The organism is Hyphomonas johnsonii MHS-2 (assembly GCF_000685275.1).
Classification (GTDB): Bacteria; Pseudomonadota; Alphaproteobacteria; order Caulobacterales; family Hyphomonadaceae; genus Hyphomonas; species Hyphomonas johnsonii.
This window is the reverse complement of sequence record NZ_ARYK01000005.1, coordinates 1-25,836: the sequence shown is the minus strand read 5'-3', so window position 1 is coordinate 25,836 and position 25,836 is coordinate 1. Positions and strand designations below refer to the sequence as shown.

At 63.5% G+C, this 25,836-nt stretch carries 25 protein-coding genes; 18 read left to right on the top strand and 7 right to left on the bottom strand.

The window, feature by feature from the left end; all coding sequences use genetic code 11:
* Positions 1 to 29 precede the first annotated feature (29 nt).
* The 7 genes from HJO_RS10705 (at position 30) to HJO_RS10675 (ending at position 6,939) form a co-directional block, all read left to right on the top strand.
* The gene (locus HJO_RS10705; RefSeq protein ID WP_162173822.1) at positions 30 to 1,247 is read left to right on the top strand and encodes a murein hydrolase activator EnvC family protein; all 1,218 of its coding nucleotides are present in this window, start codon (positions 30 to 32) and stop codon (positions 1,245 to 1,247) included.
* A gap of 26 nt (positions 1,248 to 1,273) precedes the next feature.
* Positions 1,274 to 2,596 (top strand): S41 family peptidase, encoded by a 1,323-nt coding sequence (locus HJO_RS10700; RefSeq protein WP_035617158.1) that lies wholly within the window; start codon positions 1,274 to 1,276, stop codon positions 2,594 to 2,596.
* Positions 2,597 to 2,677: 81 nt separating this feature from the next.
* Positions 2,678 to 3,994 (top strand): divergent polysaccharide deacetylase family protein, encoded by a 1,317-nt coding sequence (locus HJO_RS17775; RefSeq protein ID WP_051618516.1) that lies wholly within the window; start codon positions 2,678 to 2,680, stop codon positions 3,992 to 3,994.
* Complete coding sequence (locus tag HJO_RS10690; protein WP_035616849.1) at positions 3,991 to 4,506, top strand: RNA pyrophosphohydrolase; 516 nt, start codon at positions 3,991 to 3,993, stop codon at positions 4,504 to 4,506. Before HJO_RS17775 ends, HJO_RS10690 begins: the two co-directional genes overlap by 4 nt.
* An 11-nt stretch (positions 4,507 to 4,517) precedes the next feature.
* Positions 4,518 to 5,288, top strand: a complete 771-nt coding sequence (locus tag HJO_RS10685) for an alpha/beta hydrolase (protein WP_035617156.1) — start codon at positions 4,518 to 4,520, stop codon at positions 5,286 to 5,288.
* Positions 5,258 to 6,214 carry an aminotransferase class IV gene (locus tag HJO_RS10680; protein ID WP_241764729.1) on the top strand — a complete coding sequence of 319 codons (957 nt, stop codon included), beginning with the start codon at positions 5,258 to 5,260 and terminating at the stop codon, positions 6,212 to 6,214. Before HJO_RS10685 ends, HJO_RS10680 begins: the two co-directional genes overlap by 31 nt.
* Entirely contained in the window at positions 6,211 to 6,939 is a 729-nt protein-coding gene (locus tag HJO_RS10675) for a sulfotransferase-like domain-containing protein (RefSeq protein ID WP_035616845.1), read from the top strand. The genes HJO_RS10680 and HJO_RS10675 overlap by 4 nt, the downstream gene beginning before the upstream one ends.
* Positions 6,940 to 7,056: 117 nt before the next feature.
* On the opposite strand, the gene folE is transcribed toward HJO_RS10675, so the two are convergent.
* The gene (folE, locus tag HJO_RS10670; RefSeq protein WP_035616844.1) at positions 7,057 to 7,671 is read right to left on the bottom strand and encodes a GTP cyclohydrolase I FolE; all 615 of its coding nucleotides are present in this window, start codon (positions 7,669 to 7,671) and stop codon (positions 7,057 to 7,059) included.
* Positions 7,672 to 8,039: 368 nt separating this feature from the next.
* Between folE and cysS the strand changes: the two genes are divergently transcribed.
* The 6 genes from cysS to HJO_RS10640 all read left to right on the top strand — a co-directional run bounded on the left by cysS (position 8,040) and on the right by HJO_RS10640 (position 15,047).
* Entirely contained in the window at positions 8,040 to 9,425 is a 1,386-nt protein-coding gene (cysS, locus tag HJO_RS10665) for a cysteine--tRNA ligase (protein WP_035616843.1), read from the top strand.
* 469 nt (positions 9,426 to 9,894) lie between these two features.
* Positions 9,895 to 10,353 (top strand): iron-sulfur cluster assembly scaffold protein, encoded by a 459-nt coding sequence (locus HJO_RS10660; protein WP_035616842.1) that lies wholly within the window; start codon positions 9,895 to 9,897, stop codon positions 10,351 to 10,353.
* A 10-nt stretch (positions 10,354 to 10,363) separates the two neighbouring features.
* Positions 10,364 to 10,690, top strand: coding sequence for a membrane protein insertion efficiency factor YidD (gene yidD, locus HJO_RS10655; RefSeq protein WP_035616841.1), 327 nt, complete (start codon positions 10,364 to 10,366; stop codon positions 10,688 to 10,690).
* Positions 10,691 to 10,976: 286 nt separating this feature from the next.
* The gene (gene thrS, locus HJO_RS10650; RefSeq protein WP_035616840.1) at positions 10,977 to 12,947 is read left to right on the top strand and encodes a threonine--tRNA ligase; all 1,971 of its coding nucleotides are present in this window, start codon (positions 10,977 to 10,979) and stop codon (positions 12,945 to 12,947) included.
* A 46-nt stretch (positions 12,948 to 12,993) separates the two neighbouring features.
* Entirely contained in the window at positions 12,994 to 14,238 is a 1,245-nt protein-coding gene (locus tag HJO_RS10645) for an O-antigen ligase family protein (RefSeq protein ID WP_035616838.1), read from the top strand.
* 5 nt (positions 14,239 to 14,243) lie between these two features.
* Complete coding sequence (locus tag HJO_RS10640; protein ID WP_156945587.1) at positions 14,244 to 15,047, top strand: glycosyltransferase family 2 protein; 804 nt, start codon at positions 14,244 to 14,246, stop codon at positions 15,045 to 15,047.
* Here the strand turns inward: HJO_RS10640 and HJO_RS10635 are convergent.
* A complete protein-coding gene (locus HJO_RS10635) occupies positions 15,044 to 16,030 on the bottom strand; it encodes a 2-hydroxyacid dehydrogenase (RefSeq protein WP_035616836.1) in 987 nt (328 codons plus the stop codon). The two genes, HJO_RS10640 and HJO_RS10635, sit on opposite strands and share 4 nt — an antisense overlap.
* A 130-nt stretch (positions 16,031 to 16,160) precedes the next feature.
* On the opposite strand from HJO_RS10635, the gene HJO_RS10630 reads away from it, so the two are divergent.
* The 4 genes from HJO_RS10630 (at position 16,161) to HJO_RS10615 (ending at position 18,984) form a co-directional block, all read left to right on the top strand.
* Entirely contained in the window at positions 16,161 to 16,664 is a 504-nt protein-coding gene (locus HJO_RS10630) for an SH3 domain-containing protein (protein WP_162173821.1), read from the top strand.
* An 80-nt stretch (positions 16,665 to 16,744) separates the two neighbouring features.
* Entirely contained in the window at positions 16,745 to 17,281 is a 537-nt protein-coding gene (fabA, locus tag HJO_RS10625) for a bifunctional 3-hydroxydecanoyl-ACP dehydratase/trans-2-decenoyl-ACP isomerase (protein WP_035616835.1), read from the top strand.
* 83 nt (positions 17,282 to 17,364) lie between these two features.
* Positions 17,365 to 18,180: an enoyl-ACP reductase FabI gene (locus tag HJO_RS10620; RefSeq protein WP_084141917.1), complete on the top strand. Its 816-nt coding sequence runs from the start codon at positions 17,365 to 17,367 to the stop codon at positions 18,178 to 18,180.
* Between the two features lie 123 nt (positions 18,181 to 18,303).
* Positions 18,304 to 18,984, top strand: coding sequence for a nitroreductase family protein (locus tag HJO_RS10615; RefSeq protein WP_035616833.1), 681 nt, complete (start codon positions 18,304 to 18,306; stop codon positions 18,982 to 18,984).
* 6 nt (positions 18,985 to 18,990) lie between these two features.
* On the opposite strand, the gene HJO_RS17770 is transcribed toward HJO_RS10615, so the two are convergent.
* Both HJO_RS17770 and udk read right to left on the bottom strand, forming a co-directional pair.
* The gene (locus tag HJO_RS17770) at positions 18,991 to 19,845 is read right to left on the bottom strand and encodes a CAP domain-containing protein (protein WP_051618513.1); all 855 of its coding nucleotides are present in this window, start codon (positions 19,843 to 19,845) and stop codon (positions 18,991 to 18,993) included.
* Between the two features lie 50 nt (positions 19,846 to 19,895).
* Positions 19,896 to 20,603 carry a uridine kinase gene (udk, locus tag HJO_RS10605; protein WP_035616831.1) on the bottom strand — a complete coding sequence of 236 codons (708 nt, stop codon included), beginning with the start codon at positions 20,601 to 20,603 and terminating at the stop codon, positions 19,896 to 19,898.
* Positions 20,604 to 20,740: 137 nt separating this feature from the next.
* Here udk and HJO_RS10600 point away from each other — a divergent pair, with 137 nt between their 5' ends.
* Positions 20,741 to 22,141, top strand: a complete 1,401-nt coding sequence (locus HJO_RS10600; protein WP_035616830.1) for a pyridoxal phosphate-dependent decarboxylase family protein — start codon at positions 20,741 to 20,743, stop codon at positions 22,139 to 22,141.
* 55 nt (positions 22,142 to 22,196) lie between these two features.
* Here HJO_RS10600 and HJO_RS10595 read toward each other — a convergent pair whose 3' ends face one another.
* From HJO_RS10595 to rpsO, 3 genes are all read right to left on the bottom strand, one after another.
* Complete coding sequence (locus HJO_RS10595; RefSeq protein WP_162173820.1) at positions 22,197 to 23,018, bottom strand: CAP domain-containing protein; 822 nt, start codon at positions 23,016 to 23,018, stop codon at positions 22,197 to 22,199.
* A 161-nt stretch (positions 23,019 to 23,179) separates the two neighbouring features.
* Positions 23,180 to 25,309, bottom strand: coding sequence for a polyribonucleotide nucleotidyltransferase (pnp, locus tag HJO_RS10590; RefSeq protein ID WP_035616828.1), 2,130 nt, complete (start codon positions 25,307 to 25,309; stop codon positions 23,180 to 23,182).
* Positions 25,310 to 25,383: 74 nt separating this feature from the next.
* On the bottom strand, positions 25,384 to 25,653 hold the full coding sequence (rpsO, locus tag HJO_RS10585) for a 30S ribosomal protein S15 (protein ID WP_035616827.1): 270 nt from the start codon (positions 25,651 to 25,653) through the stop codon (positions 25,384 to 25,386).
* Between the last annotated feature and the right edge of the window lie 183 nt (positions 25,654 to 25,836).

The following is a 25,836-nucleotide window of genomic DNA, read 5'->3' as shown; positions in this document are numbered from 1 at the left end:
GTCATGCTCGCATGGCATGAATGGGGGGTATGCGACCCGTTTTTCGCCCCCTGCTGTTGATGTGCGCCGCGCTGTCCCTGATCGGGGCAACGCCGGATTCGTTCACGCGTGAAGAGCTGGAGGCGCTCGAAGCCGAGCGGCAGGCGGCCATCACCCGGCTGGAGGCCCTGCAGGCCGCCGGCGAGGACACCGAGACGGATATCCGCCAGATTGACTCGAAGCTGATCGCCGCTGCGATGGAATCCCGGCGTCGGGAGGAGCAGGCCGTCGCCTCCGAAAAGGCGCTGATTGATCTCGGGACACGCCGCGTCGTGGCCCAGGAAGCCCTGCTGGAAGACCGTCAGGCGCTGGAAGACCTGCTTGCGGCGCTCGCCGCGTCCAACCGCCGCAAGCCACCGGCGCTGATCGTGTCGCCCGGAAAGGCCAACACCGCCGTGCGGCGCGCGATCCTGATGAGCCAGACGACACCGCGGCTGGCTGCGCGCGCCGACACGCTTGGCGCTGAAATCGACGAGTTGAACGCGCTGGAGCGGCACATTCGCGGGGAGCGCGCCCGCCTTGAGGCGGCCGAAGCGACACTGGCGTTGAAGCGGGTCGAAATCGAGCAGCTGGCCGCCGTCAAGCGCGGCAATTTCGAAGACATATCCGGCGACATCCATGTCCTGCGGGACCGTGCCGCGAGCCTCGAACGCAAGGCTGAAACCCTGCGAGACCTGCTGGCCGCCCTGGAGACCGGCGCGCCGGCGGCGCCGGGCATCAAGCCAGTGCGCCGGCCCATCCTGGCGTCGGCCGTGGCTGCGCCGCGGCCTTCAGCCGCAAGGGCGGCCTCTCCCACACCTGTGGCGCGTCCGCTGGGCAAGGCGGCGCTGGGCCGTCTGATCCAGCCCACTGCCGGCAATGTCGTCTACGGTTTTGGTGACAAGATGGCGACTGGCGGCAAGACCGAGTGGATTACTTTTTCGACACGACAGGCCGCACAGGTTGTCGCGCCGATTGACGGAACCGTCGAATATGCACGGCCGTTCCGGAGCTATGGATCCATGTTAATTTTGCGCACAAGTGACGGATACCATGTTATTCTTACAGGGATGAGCCGGATCTATGTCACCGAAGGCCAGCGTGTGTCAGCGAACGAACCCGTCGGGCGAATGCCTGACCGGGCCGACCCGGCGCCTGAACTCAACATGGAATTAAGACTTGGCGACAAGGTCATGAATCCGGCACAGTGGCTGGCGAGTGACAGATGAGGTCACGGATGACGGAGGATTGGAATATGCGTTCACTGCTGACAGGAGCTGCCCTCGGGATTGTGCTGGGCGGCGCGGCAGTCGGGTTCTCCGCATTGGCATGGCCACAGGAAAAGCCGGCAGACCAGCGTATGGTCACCTACCAGCAGCTTGAACTCTTCGCGGAAATCCTCGCCCGCGCCCGTCAGGACTATGTCGTCGAGATCGACGAGAAGGACGCGATGGAGTCTGCGATCAACGGCATGCTGACATCGCTCGATCCGCATTCGGGCTATCTCAATCCCGATGATTTCCGCTCCATGCAGGTCCAGACCTCCGGCGAGTATGGCGGTCTCGGCATCGAGGTGACGATGGAAGACGGGTTCGTCAAAGTGATCTCGCCGATGGACGATACACCAGCCAGCCGCGCCGGCATCCAGCCGGGTGACCTGATCACGGCGATCAACGGCAAGCCGATCATCGGCCAGACCCTGAACGACGCCGTCAAGGAAATGCGCGGCGACAAGGGTACGGACATCCTGATCACGATCCTGCGGACGGGCGAAGACCCGTTCGACGTGACGCTGACGCGCGAAGTGATCCAGCAGAAGTCCGTTACCTGGAAAATGGAAAAGAACGATATCGGCTATTTGCGGATTTCGAGCTTCAACGAGCGCACCACGCTGCTGCTTGAAGAGGGCATCGAAGGTATCGCGAAGGCCACCGGGTCGCGGCCGAAGGGCCTGATTGTCGACCTGCGCAACAATGGCGGCGGCCTGCTCGACCAGGCAGTCTCCGTTTCGGACATGTTCCTGTCGGGCGGCGAAGTCGTCTCGACGCAGGGCCGGCGCGCTGCCGACATCGAGCGTTACAACGCCCATACCGGCGAAGTCTTCAAGGGCGTCCCGATGATTGTCCTGATAAATGGTGGGTCGGCCTCGGCCTCCGAGATCGTTGCCGGGGCGCTGAAAGACCGTGGCCGGGCAACGATTGTCGGCACGACCAGCTTCGGCAAGGGCTCGGTCCAGACCGTTATCCCGCTGGGGGCTGATCGCGGTGCCATCCGCCTCACCACGGCGCGCTATTACACGCCGTCGGGCCGGTCGATCCAGGCACTGGGCATCGATCCCGATATCGAGATCGCGCAGGCGCGCCTGACTGAAGATGAACTGGCCAAGATCAAGCGCTGGTCTGAAGCAGACCTGCCGCATGCGCTGGCCAATGAAGACGGCGAAACCCGCCACGAGCTGACCCTGCCGGACGAACAACCCCCGGAAGGCTATGAGGGCGAGGATTTCCAGCTGGAACGCGCTGTCGAGTTGCTGAAAGAGGGGACTGTTACAGCCAGTGCATTCAACCGCGCCGGTTAACCCTTATTTGCAACCTGTTAACCAGATTGGTGCATTGGTCACCGTTCAGGATTCACCTAGTTGAGTACAAGAGGTTCGCCTATGGCCTATCGGAGGGACGCCGATCCGTCTCCCCTGCGCACCGGGATTGTCCATGCAGGCCTGAGCCTGCTGGTTTTCGGAGGCCTGGCAGCGGCGCTGGGAGCAGGCATTCAATTCTCGGGAGATCCGTCGGCCGCAGGCCCGCGCGAACAGCTTGCGCTGTTCGAAGCGCAGGATGACGCCCGTCCGGAGCTGAAGACGCGACTGAAGACCGATATGGCCGATATCAGCCTCGACGCGTCGCTTGATGACGAGGGCTTCTTCGAAAGCACGTCGGACGATGGCGAACCGAGCCTTGGCGTTGACTATGCAGAGGTCGATACCGCTTCCGCCGGCACAGGCGGCCCGTCTGACCAGGACGCGTCAGAGCCCCAGCAGGTTGGCGTGCGAATCAATGGCAAGCTGGTGCGGCCGGGCGAATCCTATGGCGAAGTGGCAGCGATCGTGTCGCTCGATGCAGCGCCGATTTCGGGCCTCACGGAAAGTGTCAACGGCCTGCGCCTTCCGCGTATCGCAGCTGATGGCCGCGCCCCGGCAGAGGCCTATTCGCGGCCCTTCGCCAATCCGGGCAACCAGCCGGTCGTGGCGCTGGTCGTCGGCGGCCTTGGCATCAATGCCACGCATACAAAGTCTGCAATCGAGGAATTGCCGCCCGAGGTGACCCTGTCCTTCGCGCCTGACACGCAGCGCCTGCAATACTGGATCGACCGGGCCCGGGCCGCGGGCCATGAAGTGCTGATCGAATTGCCGATGGAGAATTTCGACTACGGCCGCATGAAGATGCATCCGCAGACACTGCTCGCCAATGGCAGCGCCAGCACGAACGTGTCGCGCCTCAATGTGCTGCTCGGCCGCGCCTCCGGCTATTTCGGCGTGATCAACTACCAGGGCGCCAAGTTTGCCGAGAGCGAACCGGCCGTGCGCCCGGTGCTGCAGGCCTTGAGCGACCGTGGCATCGCGCTCGTCGAGGACGGCAGCCTGGAACGCGGTGCACTGGACGAGGTGGCTGACCAGGTGCGTGTACGCTATGCCCGCGCGGTCGCACCGATCGATACCAAGCTGACGGCCGAGGATATCAACCTGCAGCTGCTGGAGCTGGAATCGCAGGCCAAGCAGAAGGGCGTTGCGATGGGATCGGGCTATGCGTTCCCGATCACGATCGAGATGGCACGGGTCTGGACCAGCGAACTGGACGAGAAGGGGATCGTGCTCGCGCCGGTGTCTGCCCTGCTCGCGACCACGCCTGCGGAATTGGTCGAGGGCCCGGATGTACGCACTGGCAGTGTGGCGCCGGCTCCTGTAAACCCTGCTGGGTGAAAGCTACTCGGATTGATCCTGACCGTTACCGGCCGAATGTCGGGCTCGCGCTGTTTTCAAAGGCGGGGCACGTGTTCATCGGCCGGCGTATCAATGGTCGCGGTGCCTTCCAGTGGCAGATGCCGCAGGGTGGGATCGACAAGGACGAAAGCGCGCGCGAGGGGGCCTTGCGTGAGCTGGAAGAGGAAATCGGCGTCCCTGAAAAACTGGTCGATGTGCTCGAGGAGACCGAGGACTGGCTGTATTACGATTTCCCGCCTGACCTGAAGAAGCGCCTGCCGGGCCCCTATATCGGCCAGCGGCAGAAATGGTTCGCGTTTCGGTTCAAGGGATCCGACAGCGATGTGCGTCTTGACCGGCACACGCCGGAGTTTGACGCTTGGCGCTGGGCGCGGCTGGATGAGACACCGGGCCTCGTCGTGCCGTTCAAGCGGCTGGTATATGCCGAGATTGCCGATCGGTTCCGCGGATGGACCGAACCGGCACAGGGTGGCAAGACGGTCCAGGGCTGACGGAGGGCGTTATGTCGAACGCATTGTTGATGATCCACGGCATAGGCTGTGGCGGAGATGTGTGGGACCGGATGCAGCCGGGCTTTGAAGCCGCCGGCTGGCGGTGCGAGGCGCCGACCCTGTTTCCGGACCAGCGCACCGTTGACGCACCGCCGCCGACATTGCCTGATCTCGGCTTTGACGATTATGTCGACGCGATGGTGGACGCCGCGCGCGCCCTGGCAAAGGAAACCGGCCGCAAGCCTGCCGTGATCGGCCATTCGATGGGCGGCCTGATCGCGCAATGCCTGGCAGAGCGCGGCGAGGTGTCCCAGGCGGTATTCCTGACGCCGGCACAGCCCAAGGACTGCGCCGTGGTCGGGCTTCCGGTGGTCTATACCTTTCTCAACATCCTGCTGGCCCGCAACCGGGCGAAATCCTACAAGGTCTGGCGGTCCGGTTTCCGGTTCGGTGTGGTCAACCAGGTGCCGCGCCGGCGCCATGACGAGATCTATGCCCGCGCGCGGTTCGATTCCGGCAAGGTCTATGGTGATATTGTCGACGGGATCGAGATCGACGCGAGTCTCATCACCATCCCAACATTGACCATTGCGGCATCTCGTGACCGGGCAACACTGGCGCGCGCCGTGCGCAAGGTCGGTGAGAAATATGCCAAGGCCGCCGTTCCGGGGGATTTCTTCGAATACCCCGACAATGCGCACTGGATTGTCGATGAGCCGGGCACGGACAAGGTGGTCGAGGATATCGTCGCATGGCTGGAACAATCCGGAGACGCTGCCTGATGGAAGATGACGCACACGGCGTACACGACTATGTCGCCGATCCCCGCAATGCCGATGTCCTGATCTCGGTCAATGGCGAGATGAAGCGCCGCGACGAGGCCGTCGTTTCGGTGTTCGACAGCGGCTACATCCTGGGCGACGGGGTGTGGGAGGGCATGCGCGTGTCGAATGGCGGCGTGGCCTTCCTGCCGGAGCATTTCAAGCGCCTGTATGCCGGGGCAAAGACCATCGACATGGATATCGGCCTGACGCAGGACGAATTGACAGCGCGCCTGATGGATTGCCTGAAAGCCAATGGCATGACCGATGGCGTCCACATCCGCCTGATGGTGACGCGCGGTATCAAGAAGACGCCCTATCAGGGCCCGCGCTTCACGATCGGCAAGGCGACCATCGTGATCATCCCTGAATACAAGACACCGGTGCCGGAGATCATTGCGAAGGGCGTGACCCTGTTCACGGTGCATGTGCGCCGGACAGGGCCGGCCGAACAGGACCAGAAACTGAATTCCCATTCCAAGCTGAATTGCATCCTCGCGTGCATCCAGGCTGAGAAGGCGGGCGCAGACGAGGCCCTGATGCTCGACGCAGACGGTTTCGTGGCAACCTGCAATTCGACCCATTTCTTCATCGTTCGGGACGGGGAAGTATGGACCAGCCCGCCGGATTATTGTCTCGGCGGCATCACGCGCGGCAACATCATCCGGGTTTGCCGCGAGGCCGGCATTCCGGTTTTCGAAAAGCGGTTCTCGCTGTTCGACGTGTATTCGGCAGACGAGGCCTTTATCACCGGAACCTTTGCCGGCCTGACGCCGGTGCGCGAAGTTGACGGGCGCACGATCGACCAGGTCGGCGGGCCGGTGAGCCAGCGCATCAGCGGGCTGTACAAGCAGCTGGCGGCCAACAGCCTGACGCCCATTACATGAGCAAGACGCACCGTATTGCCGTGTGGTCCGGCCCGCGCAACATGTCGACGACGATGATGCGCAGCTTCGGTGCGCGCGCCGATTGTGTGCCCGTTGACGAGCCGTTCTACGCCGCCTGGCTGGTCGGGGCAGGCGAAGTCCACCCGATGCAGGAGGCGATCCTTGCGAGCCAGCCGGCCGATCCGGACGGGGTGATCGCCGGCCTGCTGGCGCCGCTGCCGGAGGGCAAGACGGTGCAATACCAGAAGCAGATGACGCATCACATGCTGCCCGAGTTTCCGCTGGCCTGGGCACCCGCCTGTGCGCATGCCTTCCTCGTCCGCCATCCGGCCCGTGTCATTGCTTCCTATGTCCGCAAGATGGAGGTCCTGACCCTGGAAGCGATCGGCTTCCCGCAGCAGGCGCGCCTGTTTGACGAAATCGCGGCGCAGACGGGCAAGGTGCCCCCGGTCGTCGATTCCGACCGGATACTGGCAGACCCTGAAGGCATGCTGAGGCGGCTTTGCACGGCGCTCTCGCTGCCGTGGGATGCGGCGATGCTGTCATGGGCGCCCGGCCCGAAGCCGGAAGATGGCGCATGGGCGCCGCATTGGTATGACGCCGTGTGGAAATCCGAGGGGTTCGGCGCCGAGGCGGGAGCCCTGCCGGTACACACAGGTGTGGCGGCTGAAATCGAAAAGGAGGCGCTCGAAATCTACGAACGCCTCCTCGAGTATCATGTCTGATGCGATGGCGGTGAGCGTTACGGGCCAGGCTGGCGCCAGATAACGCTGCCAACCCAATTCAGACAAAAAAAGCCCCGGCGATGCGCCGGGGCTTCTGGAATTTCCGGGGATTGAAACCTACTGGCCGGACACCCTGAGGAAGCGGTTGCGCAGGTCGGCGTCCGACTTGAAGACACCCGTGAACTGCGTTGTCACCGTGGTCACGTCCTTGTGATGGACACCGCGCGTCGACATGCATTCATGCACGGCTTCGATCAGGACAGCTGTCCCCATCGGCGCGAGGCTTTCCGTGATCGCATCGCAAATCTGTGCGGTCATGGTTTCCTGCGTCTGGAGACGCTTGGCGAAAATCTCGACCACGCGGGCGAGCTTGGAAATGCCTACGACAGCGTCCGACGGCTTGTAGGCGACGAATGCCTTGCCGATGAAGGGCGCCATGTGGTGCTCGCAATGGCTCTCCACATCGATATTGCGCAAGATGACGATGTCGTCATAGCCCTGTACGTCCTCGAAGGTGCGCGAGAGATATTTGACCGGGTCTTCGTCATACCCGCCAAACCATTCCCGGTAGGCGTTGACGACGCGCTTGGGCGTGTCGAGCAGGCCTTCACGGCGCGGATCGTCGCCGGCCCAGGCTATGAGCGTACGTACAGCCGCTTCAGCTTCTTCCACTGTCGGGCGAACCAAGGGGTCACCCCGCGACTTGTCATTCTTGGGTGTGATGGCGTCCATTGCCATATTATATGTCCTTCGACTGAGGGACGGAGGTCGAGCCGAGGCTTGGTCTGGGAAACCGGATGGCCCCCTGCCCGGACTTAACGCCCGCCCGAGTTGATACCCTCAGGGCGATGGAAGGGAAGATAGGCGCGCAAATGCGCCGTTTCCAGAAATTTCTGCGGTGACGCCGAGTAAACAGTTTGAGGGATTGCCGTTGCCGAGGCCGAACCCGGGTGATAATGGCCGGTTCATGGAAACGTCCAGCCCCCTGCTCGAATTGCTGACACCCTGTTGCTGTTGAGGCAACATGTGCCCATTAGGGCACCTGACCCTGTTGCAGGGCATTGAAATTTTCCTTTTTCTCCGTTCGAGCCTGAAATTCCATGACTCTCCGCATTTATGACACCGCTGCGCGCCAAAAACGCGTGTTTGAACCCCAGGATCCGGCCCGTGTGACGCTCTATGTGTGCGGCCCGACGGTCTATAATTACGCGCATATCGGCAATGCGCGCCCGCCCATCGTATTTGATGTCCTGCGGCGCGTGCTCGCCGAGCAGTTCGGCGCCAAGGCAATCGTCTATGCGCGGAACATCACGGATATCGAGGACAAGATCATTGCCGCAGCGCTCGAAACCGGCGAGCCGATCGAGACGATCACCCGCAAGTATGCGGCGATCTACAATGAGGACATGGCGGCACTGAACGTGGCGCCGCCGACGATCGAACCATGGGCGACCGGCCATGTGCCGGAAATGATCGCCATGATCGAAAAGCTGGTGCGCAAGAAATACGCCTATGTCGGCGCGCAGGGAGTCTGGTTCTCGGTCGGCTCCATGCCGGATTATGGCAAGCTGTCGGGGCGCAAGCCCGAGGACAACGAGGCCGGGGCACGTGTCGAAATCGACACCGACAAGCGCAATCCGGCGGATTTCGCCTTGTGGAAGTTCGCCAAGCCGGGTGAGCCGGAAGACGCGATCTGGGACAGCCCCTGGGGCCGCGGCCGGCCCGGCTGGCATATCGAATGCTCGGCGATGGCCGAAAAGCACCTTGGAAAGACGATCGATATTCATGGCGGCGGCATCGACCTGCAGTTCCCGCACCATGAAAACGAGATTGCCCAGTCGGAATGCGCCCACGGGCAGGTGATGGCGAATTACTGGATGCACAACGGTTTTCTCGACATGGGCGGGGAGAAGATGTCCAAGTCGCTGGGCAATGTCGTGATGGTGCATGACCTGCTGAAGGCATGGCCGGGCGAGGTTCTGCGGTTCGCCATGCTGAGCGGGCACTACCGGGCGCCGCTCGACTGGACCGAAGACCTGCTGAAACAGGCCAAGACCACGCTCGACCGGGTGTACGGCGCCTTGCGGCGCGTATGGGACGAAGAGGGGGGCGGGGCCCGTGACAGGGGCGTGGCGCGGGCGTTGGCCGATGATCTCAACACCCCTGAAGCCCTGGCCGAACTCTCCCGTCTGGCTGGCGAGGCCAATACTGCAGCCGATCACAAGGATCATGTGGCGATGGCCAATGCGCGGGCGAACCTGCTGGCGGCGGGCGACCTGCTCGGCCTGCTGACGCGCACTCCGAAGGACTGGGAACAAGGTGCAGACAGCGGTGGCAATGCCCGCATCGACGCCCTCGTGCAGGCCCGGATCGAAGCCCGCGCGGCGAAGGACTGGGCCGAGGCCGACAGGATCCGCGACGCATTGGCGGCGGAAGGGATCGAGATCATGGACAGCGCCGGCGGTTCAACCTGGCGGCGTGTCTGACGGAAACCCGAAATTTCATCGAAATTGAGGGACCGCCGGGAACCACATGTTTTTCCGCGTCAGGTATTCACGGCCCACCACCAACCCCCAACAGGCCGGCAATCACCCAGAGACCTGGCCGAATGCATCTCTTTTACCTGAGCCTCCCGGCCTGCCGGGAGGCTCTTTTTTTTGGCCCAGGCGTCGACCGCTGCTCCGTGCGTTTCGCCCCCTGTTGCGGGCTCCGGCATGGTAAAGATTGCGCTGGCAGCGACCGCCGGATGGTGCGGAATACATTCCTGTCTGATCGTTAAATTGACCACGCGCGGCGCGGTGTGGGACGACAGGGCATCGGACCTTGAACCCCGATTTCAATGCACCCAAACTTCAGACAGGCTGCCTGCGTCCCAAGGGGCACAGGTGGCCTCTTTTTTTGGCGGCGCAGGCGGCCCGCTTGCAGAGCGGCGGGTGCGGGTCCATCTTTGCGGTAATGAGCGATCTTTATCACAACCGCATCCTCGAACTGGCAGCGAGCATCCCGCATCTCGGCAACCTGGAGGGGGCCGAAGGGTCGTCCCTGAAGGTATCGCGGGTGTGTGGCTCGACCGTGAAGGTGGATGTGCGCCTCGATGCGGCCGGCGATCATGTCGCGGCCATCGCAGTCGACCCGGTCGCGTGCGCGCTGGGCCAGGCCGCAACAGCGATCCTGGCAGAATATGGCGTGGGCGCTTCGGTCGACGAAGTGATCGCGGCGCGGGATGCGCTCAAGCACATGCTGAAGGACAATGGCCCGCCGCCGGAGGGCCGGTTCTGGGAGCTGCGCCACCTTGAGGCCGTTGCCGACTATCCGCCGCGCCACACGAGCACGCTGCTGGCTTTCGAAGCGGCTGTGGCGGCGATCGAGCAGGCCCGGGTCGCGAGGGGCCTTGCGCCCGTCGTGGCGGGCTGAGGTGGCCGGGATGCGCCGCAAGGCCGCCTATGTCCTGCTCCGGATCTACAAGGCAACCTTCTCGCCGCTGTTCTATGTCTTCGGTGCGCGTTGCCAGCACAAACCGACCTGCAGCGAGTATGGCGCCGAATGCGTGGCCCGGCATGGCTGGTGGGCTGGTGGCTGGATGGCCTTTGCGCGGTTCATCCGGTGTCGGCCCGGTGGCAGCTTCGGGCATGACCCGGCGCCGGAGACCCTGCCTGATGTGCCGGCCTGGCAGCCATGGCGCTATGGTGACTGGAAGACTGGCGGGCGGCCCTTCCCGCCGCCCGGAGTTGAAAATCCGCCTGAAGCGTGAGATAAGCCGCCCCGATGAAACGTTCGTTCCGTATCCAGCTGCCCAGCGGCCTGACCACGCGAACCCGCCGGGGTGCATGACCCCTGCCGGTGGCGCACCCTTGCGCGCTCGCGTTTCATGTACCCGGTAAACTCCCTTCGACCCGGCCGCCCGGCCTGATGCATTCCGCCCCGCAATTGGGGTGGGATTTTCGGCGAACTCGCGTTAAGCAGACCGCCGCAGGCAGGCCTTACGGACCAAGACTTTGCCGCGCCCCGTGCGCCAGACCGCTGAAGAAGACTGAAACATGATCAAAGTATCCCTGCCCGACGGATCGGTGCGCGAGTTCGAAGCAGGCGCCAGCCCGTTCGATGTCGCGAGTTCGATCTCGAACTCCCTCGCCAAGAAGGCAATTGCCGCCCGTGTGGACGGCGAGTTGCGCGACCTGATGCGCCCGCTGGACGGCGATGCCCGCGTCGAAATCGTGACGCAGAAAGACCCGGAAGGCCTCGAATTGATCCGGCACGACGCCGCACACGTGCTGGCGCAGGCCGTGCAGGAGCTCTACCCCGATACGCAAGTGACGATCGGGCCGGTGATCGATGACGGGTTCTACTACGACTTCGCCCGCGAGGAGCCCTTCTCGACGGAGGATTTCGAGAAGATCGAAGCCAAGATGCGCGCCATCGTCGACGCCGATTATCCCATTGTCCGCGAGGTTTGGGACAAGGACGAAGCGATCGCGATGTTCAAGCAGATCGGTGAAGACTACAAGGCGCAGATCATCGACGACATCATCCCGCCGGGCGAGGCGATCACGCTCTACCGCCAGGGCGACTGGTTCGACCTGTGCCGCGGGCCGCACCTGCCATCGACGGGCAAGCTGCCGAAAGCGTTCAAGCTGATGAAGCTGGCCGGTGCCTATTGGCGCGGCGATTCGAAGAACGAAATGCTGCAGCGCATGTACGGCACGGCCTGGGCGAACGAAAAGGACCTGAAGGCGCACCTTTTGCGTCTCGAAGAGGCTGAAAAGCGTGACCACCGCAAGGTGGGCGCGGCGCTGGACCTGTTCCACTTCCAGCCGGAAGCGCAGGGCTCTGTCTTCTGGCACCCGAAAGGTTTCATGATCTGGCGCCAGCTGGAGGCCTATATCCGCCGCCAGCAGGACGCTGACGGCTATGTCGAAGTGAAGACGCCGCAATTGCTGAACTCCGTGTTCTGGGAACAGTCTGGCCACTGGTCGAAATTCCGCGAGAACATGTTTGTCGTGCCCGACGAGATTCCGTCTGTCGAAGACGAGGGGCCGATCCTGACGGGCGACAGCGACCTGATGGCGCTGAAGCCGATGAACTGCCCGGCGCACGTTCAGATATTCAAGAACGGGCAGCGCTCGTATCGTGACCTGCCGATCCGCATGGCTGAATTTGGCTGTTGTCATCGCAACGAGGCCCATGGCGCGCTGCACGGCCTGATGCGCGTGCGCCAGATGACGCAGGATGATGCGCACATCTTCTGCCGCGAGGACCAGATCGCTGACGAGACCCTGCGCTTCCTGAAACTGTTCGAGCGTGTTTATGGCGATTTCGGCCTGTCGGAGATTTCCTACAAGCTGGCGACGCGCCCGGAGACGCGGGCCGGAACAGATGAAACATGGGACCGGGCCGAAAAGGCCCTGTCGGATGCCCTGATTGCGGCCGGCATGGAGTTCGAGATCGCCGCGGGCGAAGGCGCCTTCTATGGCCCGAAACTGGAATTCCACCTGACGGATGCGATCGGCCGGACCTGGCAGTGCGGCACGTTCCAGCTCGACTATGTGCTGCCGGAGCGCCTTGATGCGGAATACACGGGCTCTGACGGTGGCAAGCACCGGCCGGTCATGCTGCACCGGGCCGTGTTCGGCACGTTCGAACGCTTCATGGGGATCCTGATCGAAAACTATGCCGGGGCGTTCCCGATGTGGCTGTCACCGGTCCAGATCGTCGTTGCGGCCATAACGGATGCGGCGAACGATTATGCGCTGGAAGCGGCGGCGGCGCTGCGCAAGGCTGGCCTGCGGGTCGAAACGGACCTGCGCAACGAGAAGATCAACTACAAGGTCCGCGAGCATTCCCTGCAGAAAGTGCCGATCATTGCCGTTGTCGGTGGCCGTGAGGCCGAGGAGCGCACGCTGGCGCTGCGGCGGTTCGGCAGCCAGGGCCAGCAGATGATCAGTCTCGACGAGGCGCTCACCAGCCTTGCCGACGAAGCGCTTGCCCCGGATCTCAAGCGGGATTTGTGAGCCGGGACTCGTGACAAGTCAGGGCGTTGGCGACAGAGTGAGTCGCATGACCTTTGCGCCAGTCCTCGCGGTCGTGTTCGTGCTCTGGCCCGTGATGGGCCTGCTTGGCGCGCAGGGGTACGGCCCCTTGCTGGCGCTTGCGGGCCTGGCTGCCCTGGCCGTCGCACGGCCGAAAATGCCGCCTGCCAACTATGCGTTGATGGCCTTCGCCTTTGTCGCCTGGGCGGCCTTGACCGAAACCTGGTCGCCGGCATCGGCCGGCCTTGTCACCGGCAACCTGCTGGAGGGGAATTTCGCGATTCCGGCGGCCAGCCTGCGCGTTGCCCTGACCGCGCTGTTCGGCGCCGTGACGGTAGCCGCTGCCTTGCGCATTTCGCAGGGCAGCGCGCAGCGGGCGTCAAGGGTGATGCTGGGCGCGTTTGCCGTGCAGGGCCTGGTGGTCGCGATCAGCGCCTATCTTGGCGGGCTTGTCCTGCCCCTGATCTATGGTGACGGCGAGATGGCGCAATCATCCGGTGTGCAGAACATTGCGCGCAACGCGAATGCCTTCGTCCTGGTCCTGCCGATATTGGCAGCTTATCTCGGTGTGCGACCGGGCCTGGCCTGGAAGGGGGTCGCAGGCGGCCTCATCCTGGTTAGCCTGGTGGTGTTCGCCCGCATCGACACGCAGGCCGCCATGATCGCCATCTTCATGATGCTCGGGGCATTCGCACTGGTGTGGGCGTCGCCGCGGAACGGCTACCGGTGGCTGGTGAGCGCCTTTGCAGCGTATATCGCGGCGGCGCCGTTGCTGATCGGCGCGGGACTCAACCTGCTGCGCCAGTCAGGAGTGGTGCTGCCGGCCTCGTTCCAGTCGCGTGCCTGGTCCTGGGAAATTGTCATCGGCAAGGTCGCGGATGCCCCCCTGACGGGGCAGGGCATGATGGCGTCGAAAACCTGGCGGGAGACCTATTCGGACCATCCCGACTGGCTAGCGCGCCTGCCTGACTATTGGGCCAGCTATCCGGTCGTGCCCGGACACCCGCACAACATGCCGCTGCAGGTATGGGCCGAAACCGGACTCGTCGGGGCCGTCCTGGCTGGCCTGACCCTGGTATTGGTCGCGTTCCACCTGCCGCGCCCGGACACGCTGCGCCCGGATGTGCGGTATGCGATTGCCGGCTTGGTCGGGGTGGTCGCCAGCCTTGTCAGCGTGGCGTACAATTGCTGGAATGATGCCTTCTGGGCGAGCGTGATCCTGGCGGTGTGCGGCATCATCCTGCTGTCGCGGCGGGACCGGGCCTCGCTGTGACAGCGATGCCGACCGTATCCGCCATCGTGGTGACCTATCATACCGGCCCGCGGCTGCATGAATGCCTGTATGCGCTGAGATCCGATCCCGGCATCTCTGAAACGATCATTGTCGACAATGGAAATCCGGCGGAAAGCACCGCCTGGATCGACCGTTTCGTGGCCGGGTCAGACACGGTCCGGCTGGTGCGGACCGGTGGCAATCCGGGCTTTGGCGCGGGCGTGAACCGGGGCGCTGCCGCAGCCCTCGGCGACATGCTGCTGGTGATCAATCCGGACGCCGTGATCCGGCGCGGGTCGATCGCCGACCTGCTTGCGGCGCTTGAGGACCAGCCAGAACCGGCGCTGGTCGGCGGGCGGATTTTCGATGTTTCGGGCCGGGAAGCGCGCGGGTGCCGGCGCAATACACTGACCCTGTGGCGCGCGCTCGGCCTCGGCAAGTGGGTGCTGGACGAGATGCCCGGCCCGGCCGGGCCAGTGCCGGTGGGTGCCGTCTCGGGGGCTTTCTTCCTGATGCCGAGAGCCGCGTTCGAGGCATTGCACGGGTTCGACGAGGGCTATTTCATGCATGTCGAGGATGTCGACCTGTGCCGGCGGGTGGTCGAGGCCGGCGGCGCGGTCATCTACCAGCCGCTGGCAGGCGCGCTTCACTATGGCTCAACGTCCGAAGTGCCGTCGCCCCTCGTTCAGGCCCACAAGGCCAGAAGCCTGGCGCGCTATTTCCGCAAGTTCGCGAAGGGGCCGCTGGAGCGGGCGCTGGTCGGCGCCGTCAGTCCATTGATCGGGGTGGCGCTGAAGCTGCGCGGCTAGAGGATCGCGGGGATGACCCGGTCGGGTGGCCGGTGGCCGTCGGCGAAGGTCTTGATGTTGATGATCACCTTCTCGCCCATCTCGGTGCGGCCTTCGATCGTGGCTGATCCCATGTGCGGCAGCAGCAGGACATTGGGCAGGCCGATCAGTTCGGCATTGACGGCGGGCTCGCGCTCGAACACGTCGAGGCCGGCACCGGCGATCTTGCCCGACTTGAGGGCGCGCGCGAGGGCGGCCTCGTCGATGACTTCGCCGCGGGCCGTGTTGATGATGTAGGATTCCGGCTTCATCAGGTCGATCCGGCGCGCATTCATCAGGTGGAACGTAGCCGGGGTGTGCGGGCAATTGATCGAGACAATATCCATGCGGGCCAACATCTGGTCGAGGCTGTCCCAGTATGTGGCGTCCAGCAGTTCCTCGGTGCGCGGGCTGACCGGCTTGCGGTTGTGATAGTGGATCTGCAGGCCGAAGGCCTTGGCACGGCGCGCAACCGCCTGGCCGATGCGGCCCATGCCAATGATGCCGAGCCGTTTGCCGGCAAGGCGGCGGCCCATCATCCAGGTGGGTGTCCAGCCGTCGAACAGGCCCTGGTCCATCACCCGTGAGCCTTCGTGCAGGCGCCGGGGCACCGCGAGGATCAATGCCATGGCGAAGTCGGCCGTGTCGTCGGTCAGGACGCCGGGTGTGTTGGTCACCGTGATGCCACGCTGGACCGCGCTCTGGACGTCGATATTGTCGACGCCTGCGCCGAACTGCGCAATCAGGCGAAGCTGTTCGCCGGCGCGGGCGAGCACCTTGCTGTCGATCCGGTCGGTGACGGTGGGCACCAGGACATCAGCCGTCTGGACCGCTTCGACGAGTTCCTCGTGGGTGAAGGCGTGGTCGTCGTGGTTCAGGCGCGTATCGAAGAGTTCCATCATCCGGAGCTCCACCGGCGTGGGGAGTTTCCGGGTGACGACGATCTTGAGTTTCTTGACTGGCATGTCGCCCCTCTGGATATTCCCCATCGGACTTAGCAGAGCGCTGCCGGATCGCCAACGCTTGTTGTTTTACGTGCGATTCATCTCAGTGTGCGAGGGTCGCTGCCTCAACACAGGGTCAGGCAGACTGCACATGAAATGGGCACCCTTCGTCATTTCCGGAATGATGCTGTTGACCGGGTCAGCGGCGGCTGACGGAGCGCACCTGACGCGAATCAGCCAGTTTTCCGGCAAGGAAGTGCCGCGCTTCGAAGTGTTGAAATTTGCTGCCGTCAATGGCCGCTCCGGCCCCAGCCGCGAGCAAGCGGTGGTCTGGCGGTATGAACGCAAGGGCCTGCCCCTGCTGATCATCAAGGAAACCCGCGACTGGCGGTTCGTGCGGGACCCGTCGGGAGACGAGGTCTGGATCCATGCGCGCATGCTGGAAGCGGGCAGGGACGCCATGGTGCAGGCCGAAACGGTCATCCACGCGAAGCCGGACGCCGCGAGTGCTGAAGTCGCGTCCCTGGGGGCCGGCGTGCTGGTCGATCTGGGCACATGCCAGGTGGAATGGTGCGAAGTCAGCGTGCGCAATTACCGTGGATGGGCCCTGCGCAGGGCGCTATGGGGCGTGGATACAGGCGAGGCAGGCCTGTAGGCACACGACAATCGGGCGGTTGACAATGCGGGCAGCGCGCTGTGGTTAGGCGGCTACGCATAATTCCAGGAGAGGCCGCCATGTCCGGACCCCACGATTTTCATACGCCGAAGTCCAGCTATTCGAAGGAAGACCTTCTTGAGTCCGGGCGCGGCGGCTATTTCGGCCCGGGCAACGCTCAATTGCCGGCCCCGCCGATGCTGATGATGGACCGGATCACCGAGATCAGCATGGATGGCGGTGTCTACGGCAAGGGACACGTGATCGGCGAACTCGACATCGACCCGAGCCTCTGGTTCTTCCAGTGCCACTTTCCGGGCGATCCGGTGATGCCGGGCTGCCTGGGTCTCGATGCGATGTGGCAGGCGGTTGGCTATTGGCTCGGCTGGTCGGGAAGCCCCGGCAAGGGCCGTGCGCTGGGCGTTGGCGAGGTGAAGTTCACGGGCGAGATCACGCCGGACTGCAAGCTTGTGCGCTATGAGATCGACATTCACCGCGTGCGCCGCGGCCGGCTCGTGCTCGGCATTGCCGACGGCAAGGTGTTCGTCGACGAGAAGCACGTCTACACGGCCAATGACATGAAAGTCGGCCTCACGGTTCCCGGGCAGGCGGCCTAGGGCGCGCCACCTGGCGGTGCTTGACGATTTACCCGTGCCCGCCTAGCCCGTGAGATAGAAAACTCACAATGGAGGAGGCCCCTATGGCCGAAGACTGGAACCTGCCAAGCGGCGACCTGATGAAGGGCAAACGCGGCATTGTCATGGGCGTTGCCAACCAGAACTCGATTGCCTGGGGCATCTCCAGACAATTGGCGGCGCAGGGCGCCGAAATTGCCTTCACCTACCAGGGCGAGACGCTGGAGCGCCGGGTGCGCCCGCTGGTCGACAGTATCGGCATGGACACGATGATCCCGGCTGACGTCACCGACGATGCGAGCATGGATGCGGCCTTTGCCGAGATCAAAGCCAAATGGGGCAAGATCGACTTCCTCGTCCATTCAATTGCCTTTGCCGGCAAGGATGAGCTGCAGGGCTCGATGGTGGCGAACACGACGCGCGAAGGGTTTCGCCGCGCGATGGACATCTCGGTGTATTCCTTCATCGACAGCGCCCGGCGCGCCGCTGAACTGATGCCGGATGGCGGATCGATCATGTGCATGACCTATCTCGGCGCCGAGCGGACGGTTCCGTCCTACAATGTGATGGGCGTGGCCAAGGCGGCGCTTGAGGCGGCGACGCGCTATGCGGCGCGTGACCTGGGGCCGCAGGGCATCCGGGTCAATGCAATCTCGGCGGGCGCAATGCGCACCCTGTCCCTGGCTGGCATCAAGGGCGGCAAGAGCCTGATGGGCACAGGCCGCGACTGGTCGCTGCTGAAGGAAGACACGAGCATGGAAGGCGTCGCCGGTTGCGCGCTCTACCTGCTGTCTCCGCTCGGACGGTCGATTGCCGGGGAAGTCATCCATGTCGATGCGGGTTTCCACGTCGTCGGCGTGCCGGACCTGCCGGGGGAATAAAAGGGGGTGCCGGGCGATGGTGCCAACGCTCCAGCGCCGCGAGAAGACCTGCATAGCCTGCCCGGCGCAATGGGAAGGCGGTCACGGAATCCGGGGCCTGACCTGTAAAGCGGGACGACTGACATGAAGACCAGCGACGAGACACATGTGCCGCTCGAAGGGTATGGCGAGCCGGACCATGAGGAAATGATGCTGCGGGCGCACGGTTTCCGTGACCGCCTGCACACGCGCCGGTCGGTGCGCAACTTCAAACCGAAGCCTGTCGCGCGGGATGTCATCGAGGCCTGCGTGGCCACTGCGGCATCGGCGCCTTCCGGTGCCAATCACCAGCCCTGGTATTTCGCCTGCGTCGACACGCCGGAGAGACGGCACGAAATCCGCCTCGCGGCCGAGGCCGAGGAGCGGGAGTTCTATGGCGGCCGCGCCAGTGCCGACTGGCTGGATGCGCTGGCACCGATCGGTACGGATGCCGACAAGCCCTACATGGACGTCGCGCCTGTCCTGATCTGCATCTTCGCGCAGCGCCGGGGCGGCGTGGACCCCGGTGACGACAAGAAGAACTATTACATCCATGAGAGTGTCGGCATTGCGACCGGCTTCCTGCTGGCGGCCCTGCACGAAGCCGGCCTCGCAACCCTTGTGCACACGCCCAATCCGATGAGCTTCCTCAACCGGATCTGCGGCCGACCGGAGACGGAGAAGCCCTACCTCATCGTGGTGGCGGGTCATCCGGCGGATGATGCGATGGTGCCGCGGCATGCGCTGAAGAAGAAGCCCCTGAGCGAGGTCATGCGCTGGCTGTAGGTGCGTCTAGTCGATCGTCAGCGACGGCCCGACGAGGCGGATGGAATAGATCATGTCCGGGCGATCACCCATCTGGATGCTGAACGCAGTCAGGTCGACATCGCCCGACAGGCCGTCAGGCACGACAGAGCCGCGCGCCGTCTGGCGGAAGGGTTCGTATTCATCCGCGCCGGTTTCCGCTTCGAAACGCCGGAACGTCCAGTCAGGCAAATCAGGATGGACCAGGAGCGGCTGGCCGGGTGCCATGCGCAGCGGCACGTCCGCCGACAGGGTGCCTGACAATTTCAGGAAAACCTGAGTCGCCCAGACGCCGCGGCTGGTGACCACCACGCCGACGGCAACATGGGTGAGGTCCGGGTTCAGGATATTCGCGCGGTGGCCGGGGCTGTCCATCAGGTTCTGGTGCAGCTGTGGCAAGCTCTTTGAAAAATTGTAACGTCCCCGGACAATTTCCATCATGGCGAGATTCTCGGCTGATCGCTGGATCAGGGCGCGACGGTCGAGGGCCGTCAGCCGATCCGCGGGCGACCGACCGTCAGGGCTGTTATGGTCGAAGAAGTGATTGGCCGCCATGTCGAGGCTCTGGAACCGTGCCGGGGCGAGCAATTCAGGCCGCATGGCGAGCGGGGCGATCCCGCGCGCGGCGCGCTCGGCATTTATCTCGTCGAGAAAGCCGGCCTCCATCTTCGGGTCGAACCGATAGCCGGATGGCAAATTCCGCAGGCAGGGCCGCACGGTTTCGACGTAGTCGGCCGTGCTGTGCCCGCGTGCGCCGAGCCGCAGGTCGCATGCGAGGGCGGTGCCACCGAGGACGCCGGACAGGCAAAGGAGCGCCAGCCATTTTGACAGGGTTCGCTGCATGGCGCGAATCCTAGCGGGCGCGGCGCAACGCGCCCAGCGTTTTGTGCAGCCTAGAGCCGGGCCCGATCGCCCAGCACGCCGACGGAGCGCAGGCGTTCCAGCACGGGAGCGACCATGCGCTCGATCGCTTCGTCGTTCGGCCGCACATTACCGTAGGCGGGCAGGCCCTCGTCGGCGATGACGAGATCGGCCTCGAACTTGGCCGGATGGGTCCAGCGGTAATGGGCTGCGCGCACAGTGGACATGTATTGCTTCAGCACGCTGTCGACGCTGCGGCCACGGTCGATCACGTCGCGGCGGATGCGGCGCGCGAGGCGCAGGTCGTCGGGCGTGTCGACATAGACCGAGAGGTCGATCAGCGACTTGATCTTCGGCATGGACAGGGCATGGATGCCTTCGAGCAGCAGGATGGGAGCGGGCGCGATACGCCGTGTCTTGTCGCTGCGGTCGTGCCGGTCATAGTCATAGATCGGCTGGTCGACGGCCTGGCCTGATTTCAGGGCCTTCAGGTCGCGCACGAGATGATCGACTTCCTTGGAGACGGGATCGTCATAGTTGACGCCGGCAATGATCGCCTGGCGCTCGTCCTCGTTTGCATAGTCACCATAGTGGCGCATCGGGTGATAATAGGCGTCTTCACCGAACATCACGGCCTGGCCTTCGCCAAGGTGGGCGAGCAGCGCTTCGGCGAGAGTCGACTTGCCCGAGCCGGAGCCGCCGGACATGGCGATGAGGAAAGCGGATTTACGTTTTGTCATGCTGGCGGGTTTAGCGGCAAACCTGATACATCATCAATGGAAATTGCCCGCTGGCGTGGTAGTTTTCGCAAACAGGGGCGCATGTTCCGGGGGCATGCCTGCGTCCGTGGCGTATCCGGCCCCGGGAGGACCCTGAAATGCCTGACTCACTGGACCGTGCCATGCATCACGCCCGCGCGTGGCTGGATGGCCTCGACTCGGCGCCGGTCGGTGCCCGCGCAACAGCCGACGCATTGCGCACGGCGCTGGGCGGTCGATTGCCCGAAACCGGCAGCGATCCGGCGGACGTGATTGATGCGCTGGCGGAGGGGGCCGGGCCGGGGCTGCACGCCAATGCCGGCGGCCGGTTCTTTGCCTGGGTCATGGCCGGATCGCTGCCGTCGGCGCTTGCCGCCGACTGGCTGGTATCGGCGTGGGACCAGAACAGCGGCATGTTTGCTGTTGCGCCCGCCACGACGGTCCTGGAGGAAATTACGGGCGAGTGGCTGAAGGACCTGTTCGGCCTGCCGGCGGAGTGTTCGTTCGCGTTCACGACCGGGTGCCAGCTGGCGCACGTGACGGCGCTGGCGGCGGCGCGGTATGCCGTGCTGGACAGGGCAGGTTGGGACGTCAACCGTGACGGCCTGTACGGTGCACCACCGATCCGGATACTGACAAGCCAGAACCGCCATAACACGTTGGACACGGCCGTGCGCTATCTCGGCATGGGCGAAGCGCACATGGAGAGCGTGGCGACGGGGCCGCTGGGCAACATGCTGGCCGATGATCTCGCTGGAAAACTGTCAGGGCCGGTGCGGCCCACGATACTCTGCCTCAATGCGGCAGATCTCAATATCGGGACATTTGATGATTTCGCGACGCTTATTCCGATTGCGAAGGCGGCGGGCGCCTGGGTGCATGTCGATGGCGCCTTCGGGCTATTTGCGCGAACAGCGCCCGCGTATCGCGCGTTGACGGACGGTATCGAACTGGCCGACAGCTGGGCGACGGACGGGCACAAATGGCTGAACGTGCCATATGATTGCGGGATGGCCTTCGTGCGGGATGCAGCCGCTCACCGCGCGGCCATCGCCATGGGCGCGGCCTACCTTTCGCCGAGTTCGGATGTGCGTGATCCTTCGGACTGGAATTTCGAACTGTCGCGGCGGGGGCGGGCCATACCGGTATATGCGGCGCTGCGGGAACTGGGCCGCGAAGGCGTTGCAGACCTCGTGGAGCGCTGCTGTGTCCATTGCAAGGCGCTTGTCGGCGGTATCGGCGCATTGCAGGGCGCGCGTGCCCTGAACGTGCCCGTGCTGAACCAGGGGCTGGTCCGGTTCGAGCGTACCGGTGCGTCGGCAGCGGAGAATGACGCCTTTACGGACGATGTGATCCGCAGGACCAACGCAACGGGCGAAGCCTTCTTTTCGGGAACGACATGGAACGGCCAGAGAGCGATGCGCGTCAGCGTGGTGAGCTGGCGGACAAGCGATGTCGATGTCGAGCGGTCGATAGCGGCGGTCGCGAGCGTGCTGGCGGATATGGATTCAGCCAGATGAAAAACCCGGCCCCCATGACAGGGACCGGGCAAAGGCCCTGGCGACAAGCAGGTGTCTAGCGGCCAATGACGAGTGGCCCGCGCAGGGCGTATTCACTGGCACGGTAGGCGACGTCCAGGGTGAGGTAGGCCTGCTCGCCGCTTTTCAGCGGATCGGTCATGCGTGTGCCGAGTCCCCGGGCGACGGTGTCGCCGGACGCCGTGGTAAGCCGCCAGCCCACAGGCTGAAGCCGGTTGTCGGCGAAAGTGGCGCGGATGTTTTCCGTTCCCGAGATGACGAGTGGCAGGGGCGTCTCGAGCCGACCGTCAACACGGGCAAAGAGCTGGACCACATAGGTCTTGCCGTTCGCCCGGGCGATTCCGACGGCACTGTCAGTGAAGGCTTCGCGCGTCATGTTGGCGGCGTTGGCCGGATCCTTGCGCAGGGCTGCCATGATCGCATCTGCATCCATGGCACTGTCGACGACCACGATATTGGCGCCGGACGCACCGATCAGGATGGCACGGTCGAACGTGCGGACGCGGTCAAGATGGTCGCGGCCTTCTAGGTCTTCGTGGGCGGCATAATGGCGAACTGCCATGTCCATGGCATGGATGCGGGCCGCCTGAACGAGCGAGACCTGGTATTCGAGGTGCGATTCACCGGCGGCTGCGCGGGTCGCGTTGGTGGCGTCCTGGATCTGGCGTTCAAGCCGCGTGTCATAGTCGACGCCGTTCAGCCCTTCGAAGCAGGCATCAGCTTCCTGCGCATAAGCGAGCGGTTCCAGTGACAAGCCGTCTGACAGATCGCAGCCGGACGTGCTTGCCAGGGCAGGAGTTGCGAGCGCCGCAAAAGCCAGCGCAGACAGTGACACATATTTGTAACATGAGTGTAACATAACTGTCACAATACTTTCGTGATGCAGGAGCGTCAACGCAAATTTCATCCGGGTACAGAAAGTCGTAGTTTTGATGGCTGGCGATCGAGAGGCTGGCCGGCATGAAAAAGGGCCGCCCCGAAGGGCGGCCCTGATTGATTACCTACAAGAAATTGTAAGGCCTATTCTTCGCCTTCGGCGCCTTCGAGCTGCTTGCCGGTCGCCTGGTCGACGACTTTCATCGACAGGCGGACCTTGCCGCGATCGTCGAAGCCCATGAGCTTGACCCAGACCTTGTCGCCTTCCTTGACCAGTTCCTTCGGATGGCCAATGCGCTCGTTCGCCATTTGCGACACGTGCACGAGACCGTCCTTCGGACCGAAGAAGTTCACGAAGATACCGAAGTCTTTCAGGCCAACCACTGTGCCCTGGTAGATTTCGCCGACTTCGGCTTCCGCGGTGATTTCCTTGATCATCTTCATGGCTTTGTCGATCGAGGAACGATCGAGGGCAGAAATCTGCACCGTGCCGTCATCATCGATGTTCACCTTGGCGCCGGACTCTTCCACGATACCGCGGATGACCTTGCCACCGGATCCGATAACGTCACGGATCTTGTCGGTTGGCACTTTCATGATTTCCATTTGCGGCGCGTTTTCAGACAGGCTGTCACGCGACGTGTCGAGCGCTTTCGCCATTTCGGCGAGGATGTGCATGCGCCCACCCTTGGCCTGCTCGAGCGCCGTTTTCATGATGTCCTTGGTGATGCCTGCGATCTTGATGTCCATCTGCAGCGAGGTCAGGCCGTTCTCGGTTCCTGCGACCTTGAAGTCCATGTCACCGAGGTGGTCTTCGTCGCCGAGGATGTCGGACAGGACGGCGACGCCGTCAGCTTCCTTGATCAGGCCCATGGCGATACCCGACACAGGACGGGTGATCGGCACGCCGGCATCCATCATTGCGAGCGAGCAGCCACACACGGTTGCCATCGAGGACGAGCCGTTGGACTCGGTGATCTCGGAGACAAGACGGATCGTGTAGGGGAACTCTTCATGCTTGGGCAGGACAGCCTGAAGCGCGCGCCAGGCGAGCTTGCCGTGTCCGGTTTCGCGGCGGTTGGTGCCGCCCATGCGGCCCGTCTCACCGACCGAATAGGGCGGGAAGTTGTAGTGGAGCATGAATTTCGACTTCGACGTGCCACCGAGGCCATCGATGAACTGTTCGTCATCGCTGGTACCGAGCGTTGTCACGCAGACGGCCTGTGTTTCACCACGGGTGAACAGGGCCGAACCATGCGTGCGCGGCAGGAAGCCGGCAAGGGCTTCAATCGGACGAACCTGGTCGAGCGCCCGGCCGTCGATACGTTTGCCGGTTTTCAGGATGTCGCCGCGGACCACGCTGGCTTCGGCTTCCTTGAAAGCTGCCTTGAACGTGTCGGCGGACATTTCGCCGGGTGCGTCTTCGGTGCCGACGAGTGCAGCCTTGGCCGTGTCGCGGGCAGCGCCCACGGCGGCCTGGCGTTCCAGCTTTTCGGTCAGCGAATAGGCCTTGGAAAGCTCTTTGCCGACAAGCTTCTGGATCGCCTTGAGTTCATTGGAATGGTCTTCCGCTTCGAACTCGAATGGCTCCTTGGCGGCCTTCTCGGCCAGATCGATGATGGCATCGATGACTGGCTGGATGGCTTCATGGCCGGCCATGACGGCGCCAAGCATGACGTCTTCCGACAATTCGTAGGCTTCCGATTCAACCATCATCACGGCATCGGCTGTGCCGGCCATGACGAGGTCGAGTTCGGACTCTTCGAGATCATCGATGGTCGGGTTGATGATGTACTCGCCATCCTTGTAACCGACGCGGGCGGCACCGATCGGGCCCATGAAGGGCGCGCCGGACAGGACGAGCGCAGCGGATGCGCCGATCATGCCGAGGATATCGGGATCGTTCTCGAGGTCGTAGGACATGCAGGTCAGGACGACCTGGACTTCGTTCTTGAAGCCCTTGACGAACAGCGGGCGGATCGGACGGTCGATCAGGCGCGATGTCAGTGTCTCTTTTTCGGTCGGGCGCCCTTCACGCTTGAAGAAGCCACCTGGGATGCGGCCCGACGCGTAGTATTTTTCCATATAGTTGACGGTCAGGGGGAAGAAGTCCTGGCCGGGCTTTGCCGACTTGGCGAAGCAGGCGGTCGCGAGGACCGAAGTGTCCCCATAGGTGACCATGACGGCGCCGTCAGCCTGACGTGCCACGTGGCCCGTCTCAATTGTCAGCGTGCGTCCCGCCCATTCCAGCGACACGGAGTGTTTGTTGAACATTTTGATTGTCTTTCTTTTCACATACGAAAAGCCCGCCGCGGCCCTATTGCCCGGCGGGCTTGTTTTGTCCGGCCCTAGCGGCGGATGCCGAGTTCCGTGATGAGCGCCGAATAGCGCGCCTCATCCTTGCCCTTAACGTAGTCAAGGAGCTTCCGGCGCGTCGCGACCATGGTCAGCAGTCCGCGGCGGGAGTGATTGTCTTTCTTGTTGGTCTTGAAGTGGTCAGTCAGGTTGTTGATGCGTTCGGTAAGGATCGCAACCTGCACTTCCGGGGAACCTGTATCACCATCCTTGATGGCGAATTTCTTGATCAGTTCCTGCTTTTTTTCAGCCGTAATCGACATCGGGTCTCTTTCATGAATAACGCCAAAAGGCGAAGGGTTTCAATGTATTGCGACCTCATGGACGCGGGGGTTTCAAGGGAATTCGGGGGCCTGGTGTCCGGGGCCGGGATGTCGTCCAGCGCAGGGTTCAGGGCGATATTCGCCTCAAGGGGCGGCTTATGACGGATTTAGGCCGGTTTGGGA

Excerpts from the sequence above, each read along its gene's own strand:
- HJO_RS10675 (WP_035616845.1), top strand. The coding sequence starts at position 6,211 with ATGAGCAAGACGCACCGTATTGCCGTGTGGTCCGGCCCGCGCAACATG.
- rpsO (WP_035616827.1), bottom strand. The coding sequence starts at position 25,653 with ATGTCGATTACGGCTGAAAAAAAGCAGGAACTGATCAAGAAATTCGCC.
- HJO_RS10645 (WP_035616838.1), top strand. The coding sequence starts at position 12,994 with ATGACCTTTGCGCCAGTCCTCGCGGTCGTGTTCGTGCTCTGGCCCGTG.
- udk (WP_035616831.1), bottom strand. The coding sequence starts at position 20,603 with ATGACAAAACGTAAATCCGCTTTCCTCATCGCCATGTCCGGCGGCTCC.
- folE (WP_035616844.1), bottom strand. The coding sequence starts at position 7,671 with ATGGACGCCATCACACCCAAGAATGACAAGTCGCGGGGTGACCCCTTG.
- HJO_RS10630 (WP_162173821.1), top strand. The coding sequence starts at position 16,161 with ATGAAATGGGCACCCTTCGTCATTTCCGGAATGATGCTGTTGACCGGG.
- HJO_RS10635 (WP_035616836.1), bottom strand. The coding sequence starts at position 16,030 with ATGCCAGTCAAGAAACTCAAGATCGTCGTCACCCGGAAACTCCCCACG.
- HJO_RS10615 (WP_035616833.1), top strand. The coding sequence starts at position 18,304 with ATGAAGACCAGCGACGAGACACATGTGCCGCTCGAAGGGTATGGCGAG.
- HJO_RS17775 (WP_051618516.1), top strand. The coding sequence starts at position 2,678 with ATGGCCTATCGGAGGGACGCCGATCCGTCTCCCCTGCGCACCGGGATT.
- HJO_RS10595 (WP_162173820.1), bottom strand. The coding sequence starts at position 23,018 with ATGTTACACTCATGTTACAAATATGTGTCACTGTCTGCGCTGGCTTTT.
- HJO_RS17770 (WP_051618513.1), bottom strand. The coding sequence starts at position 19,845 with ATGCAGCGAACCCTGTCAAAATGGCTGGCGCTCCTTTGCCTGTCCGGC.
- yidD (WP_035616841.1), top strand. The coding sequence starts at position 10,364 with ATGCGCCGCAAGGCCGCCTATGTCCTGCTCCGGATCTACAAGGCAACC.
- HJO_RS10660 (WP_035616842.1), top strand. The coding sequence starts at position 9,895 with ATGAGCGATCTTTATCACAACCGCATCCTCGAACTGGCAGCGAGCATC.
- fabA (WP_035616835.1), top strand. The coding sequence starts at position 16,745 with ATGTCCGGACCCCACGATTTTCATACGCCGAAGTCCAGCTATTCGAAG.
- HJO_RS10640 (WP_156945587.1), top strand. The coding sequence starts at position 14,244 with ATGCCGACCGTATCCGCCATCGTGGTGACCTATCATACCGGCCCGCGG.
- pnp (WP_035616828.1), bottom strand. The coding sequence starts at position 25,309 with ATGTTCAACAAACACTCCGTGTCGCTGGAATGGGCGGGACGCACGCTG.
- HJO_RS10685 (WP_035617156.1), top strand. The coding sequence starts at position 4,518 with ATGTCGAACGCATTGTTGATGATCCACGGCATAGGCTGTGGCGGAGAT.
- HJO_RS10620 (WP_084141917.1), top strand. The coding sequence starts at position 17,365 with ATGGCCGAAGACTGGAACCTGCCAAGCGGCGACCTGATGAAGGGCAAA.
- HJO_RS10600 (WP_035616830.1), top strand. The coding sequence starts at position 20,741 with ATGCCTGACTCACTGGACCGTGCCATGCATCACGCCCGCGCGTGGCTG.
- HJO_RS10700 (WP_035617158.1), top strand. The coding sequence starts at position 1,274 with ATGCGTTCACTGCTGACAGGAGCTGCCCTCGGGATTGTGCTGGGCGGC.
- HJO_RS10680 (WP_241764729.1), top strand. The coding sequence starts at position 5,258 with ATGGCTGGAACAATCCGGAGACGCTGCCTGATGGAAGATGACGCACAC.
- HJO_RS10705 (WP_162173822.1), top strand. The coding sequence starts at position 30 with ATGCGACCCGTTTTTCGCCCCCTGCTGTTGATGTGCGCCGCGCTGTCC.
- thrS (WP_035616840.1), top strand. The coding sequence starts at position 10,977 with ATGATCAAAGTATCCCTGCCCGACGGATCGGTGCGCGAGTTCGAAGCA.
- cysS (WP_035616843.1), top strand. The coding sequence starts at position 8,040 with ATGACTCTCCGCATTTATGACACCGCTGCGCGCCAAAAACGCGTGTTT.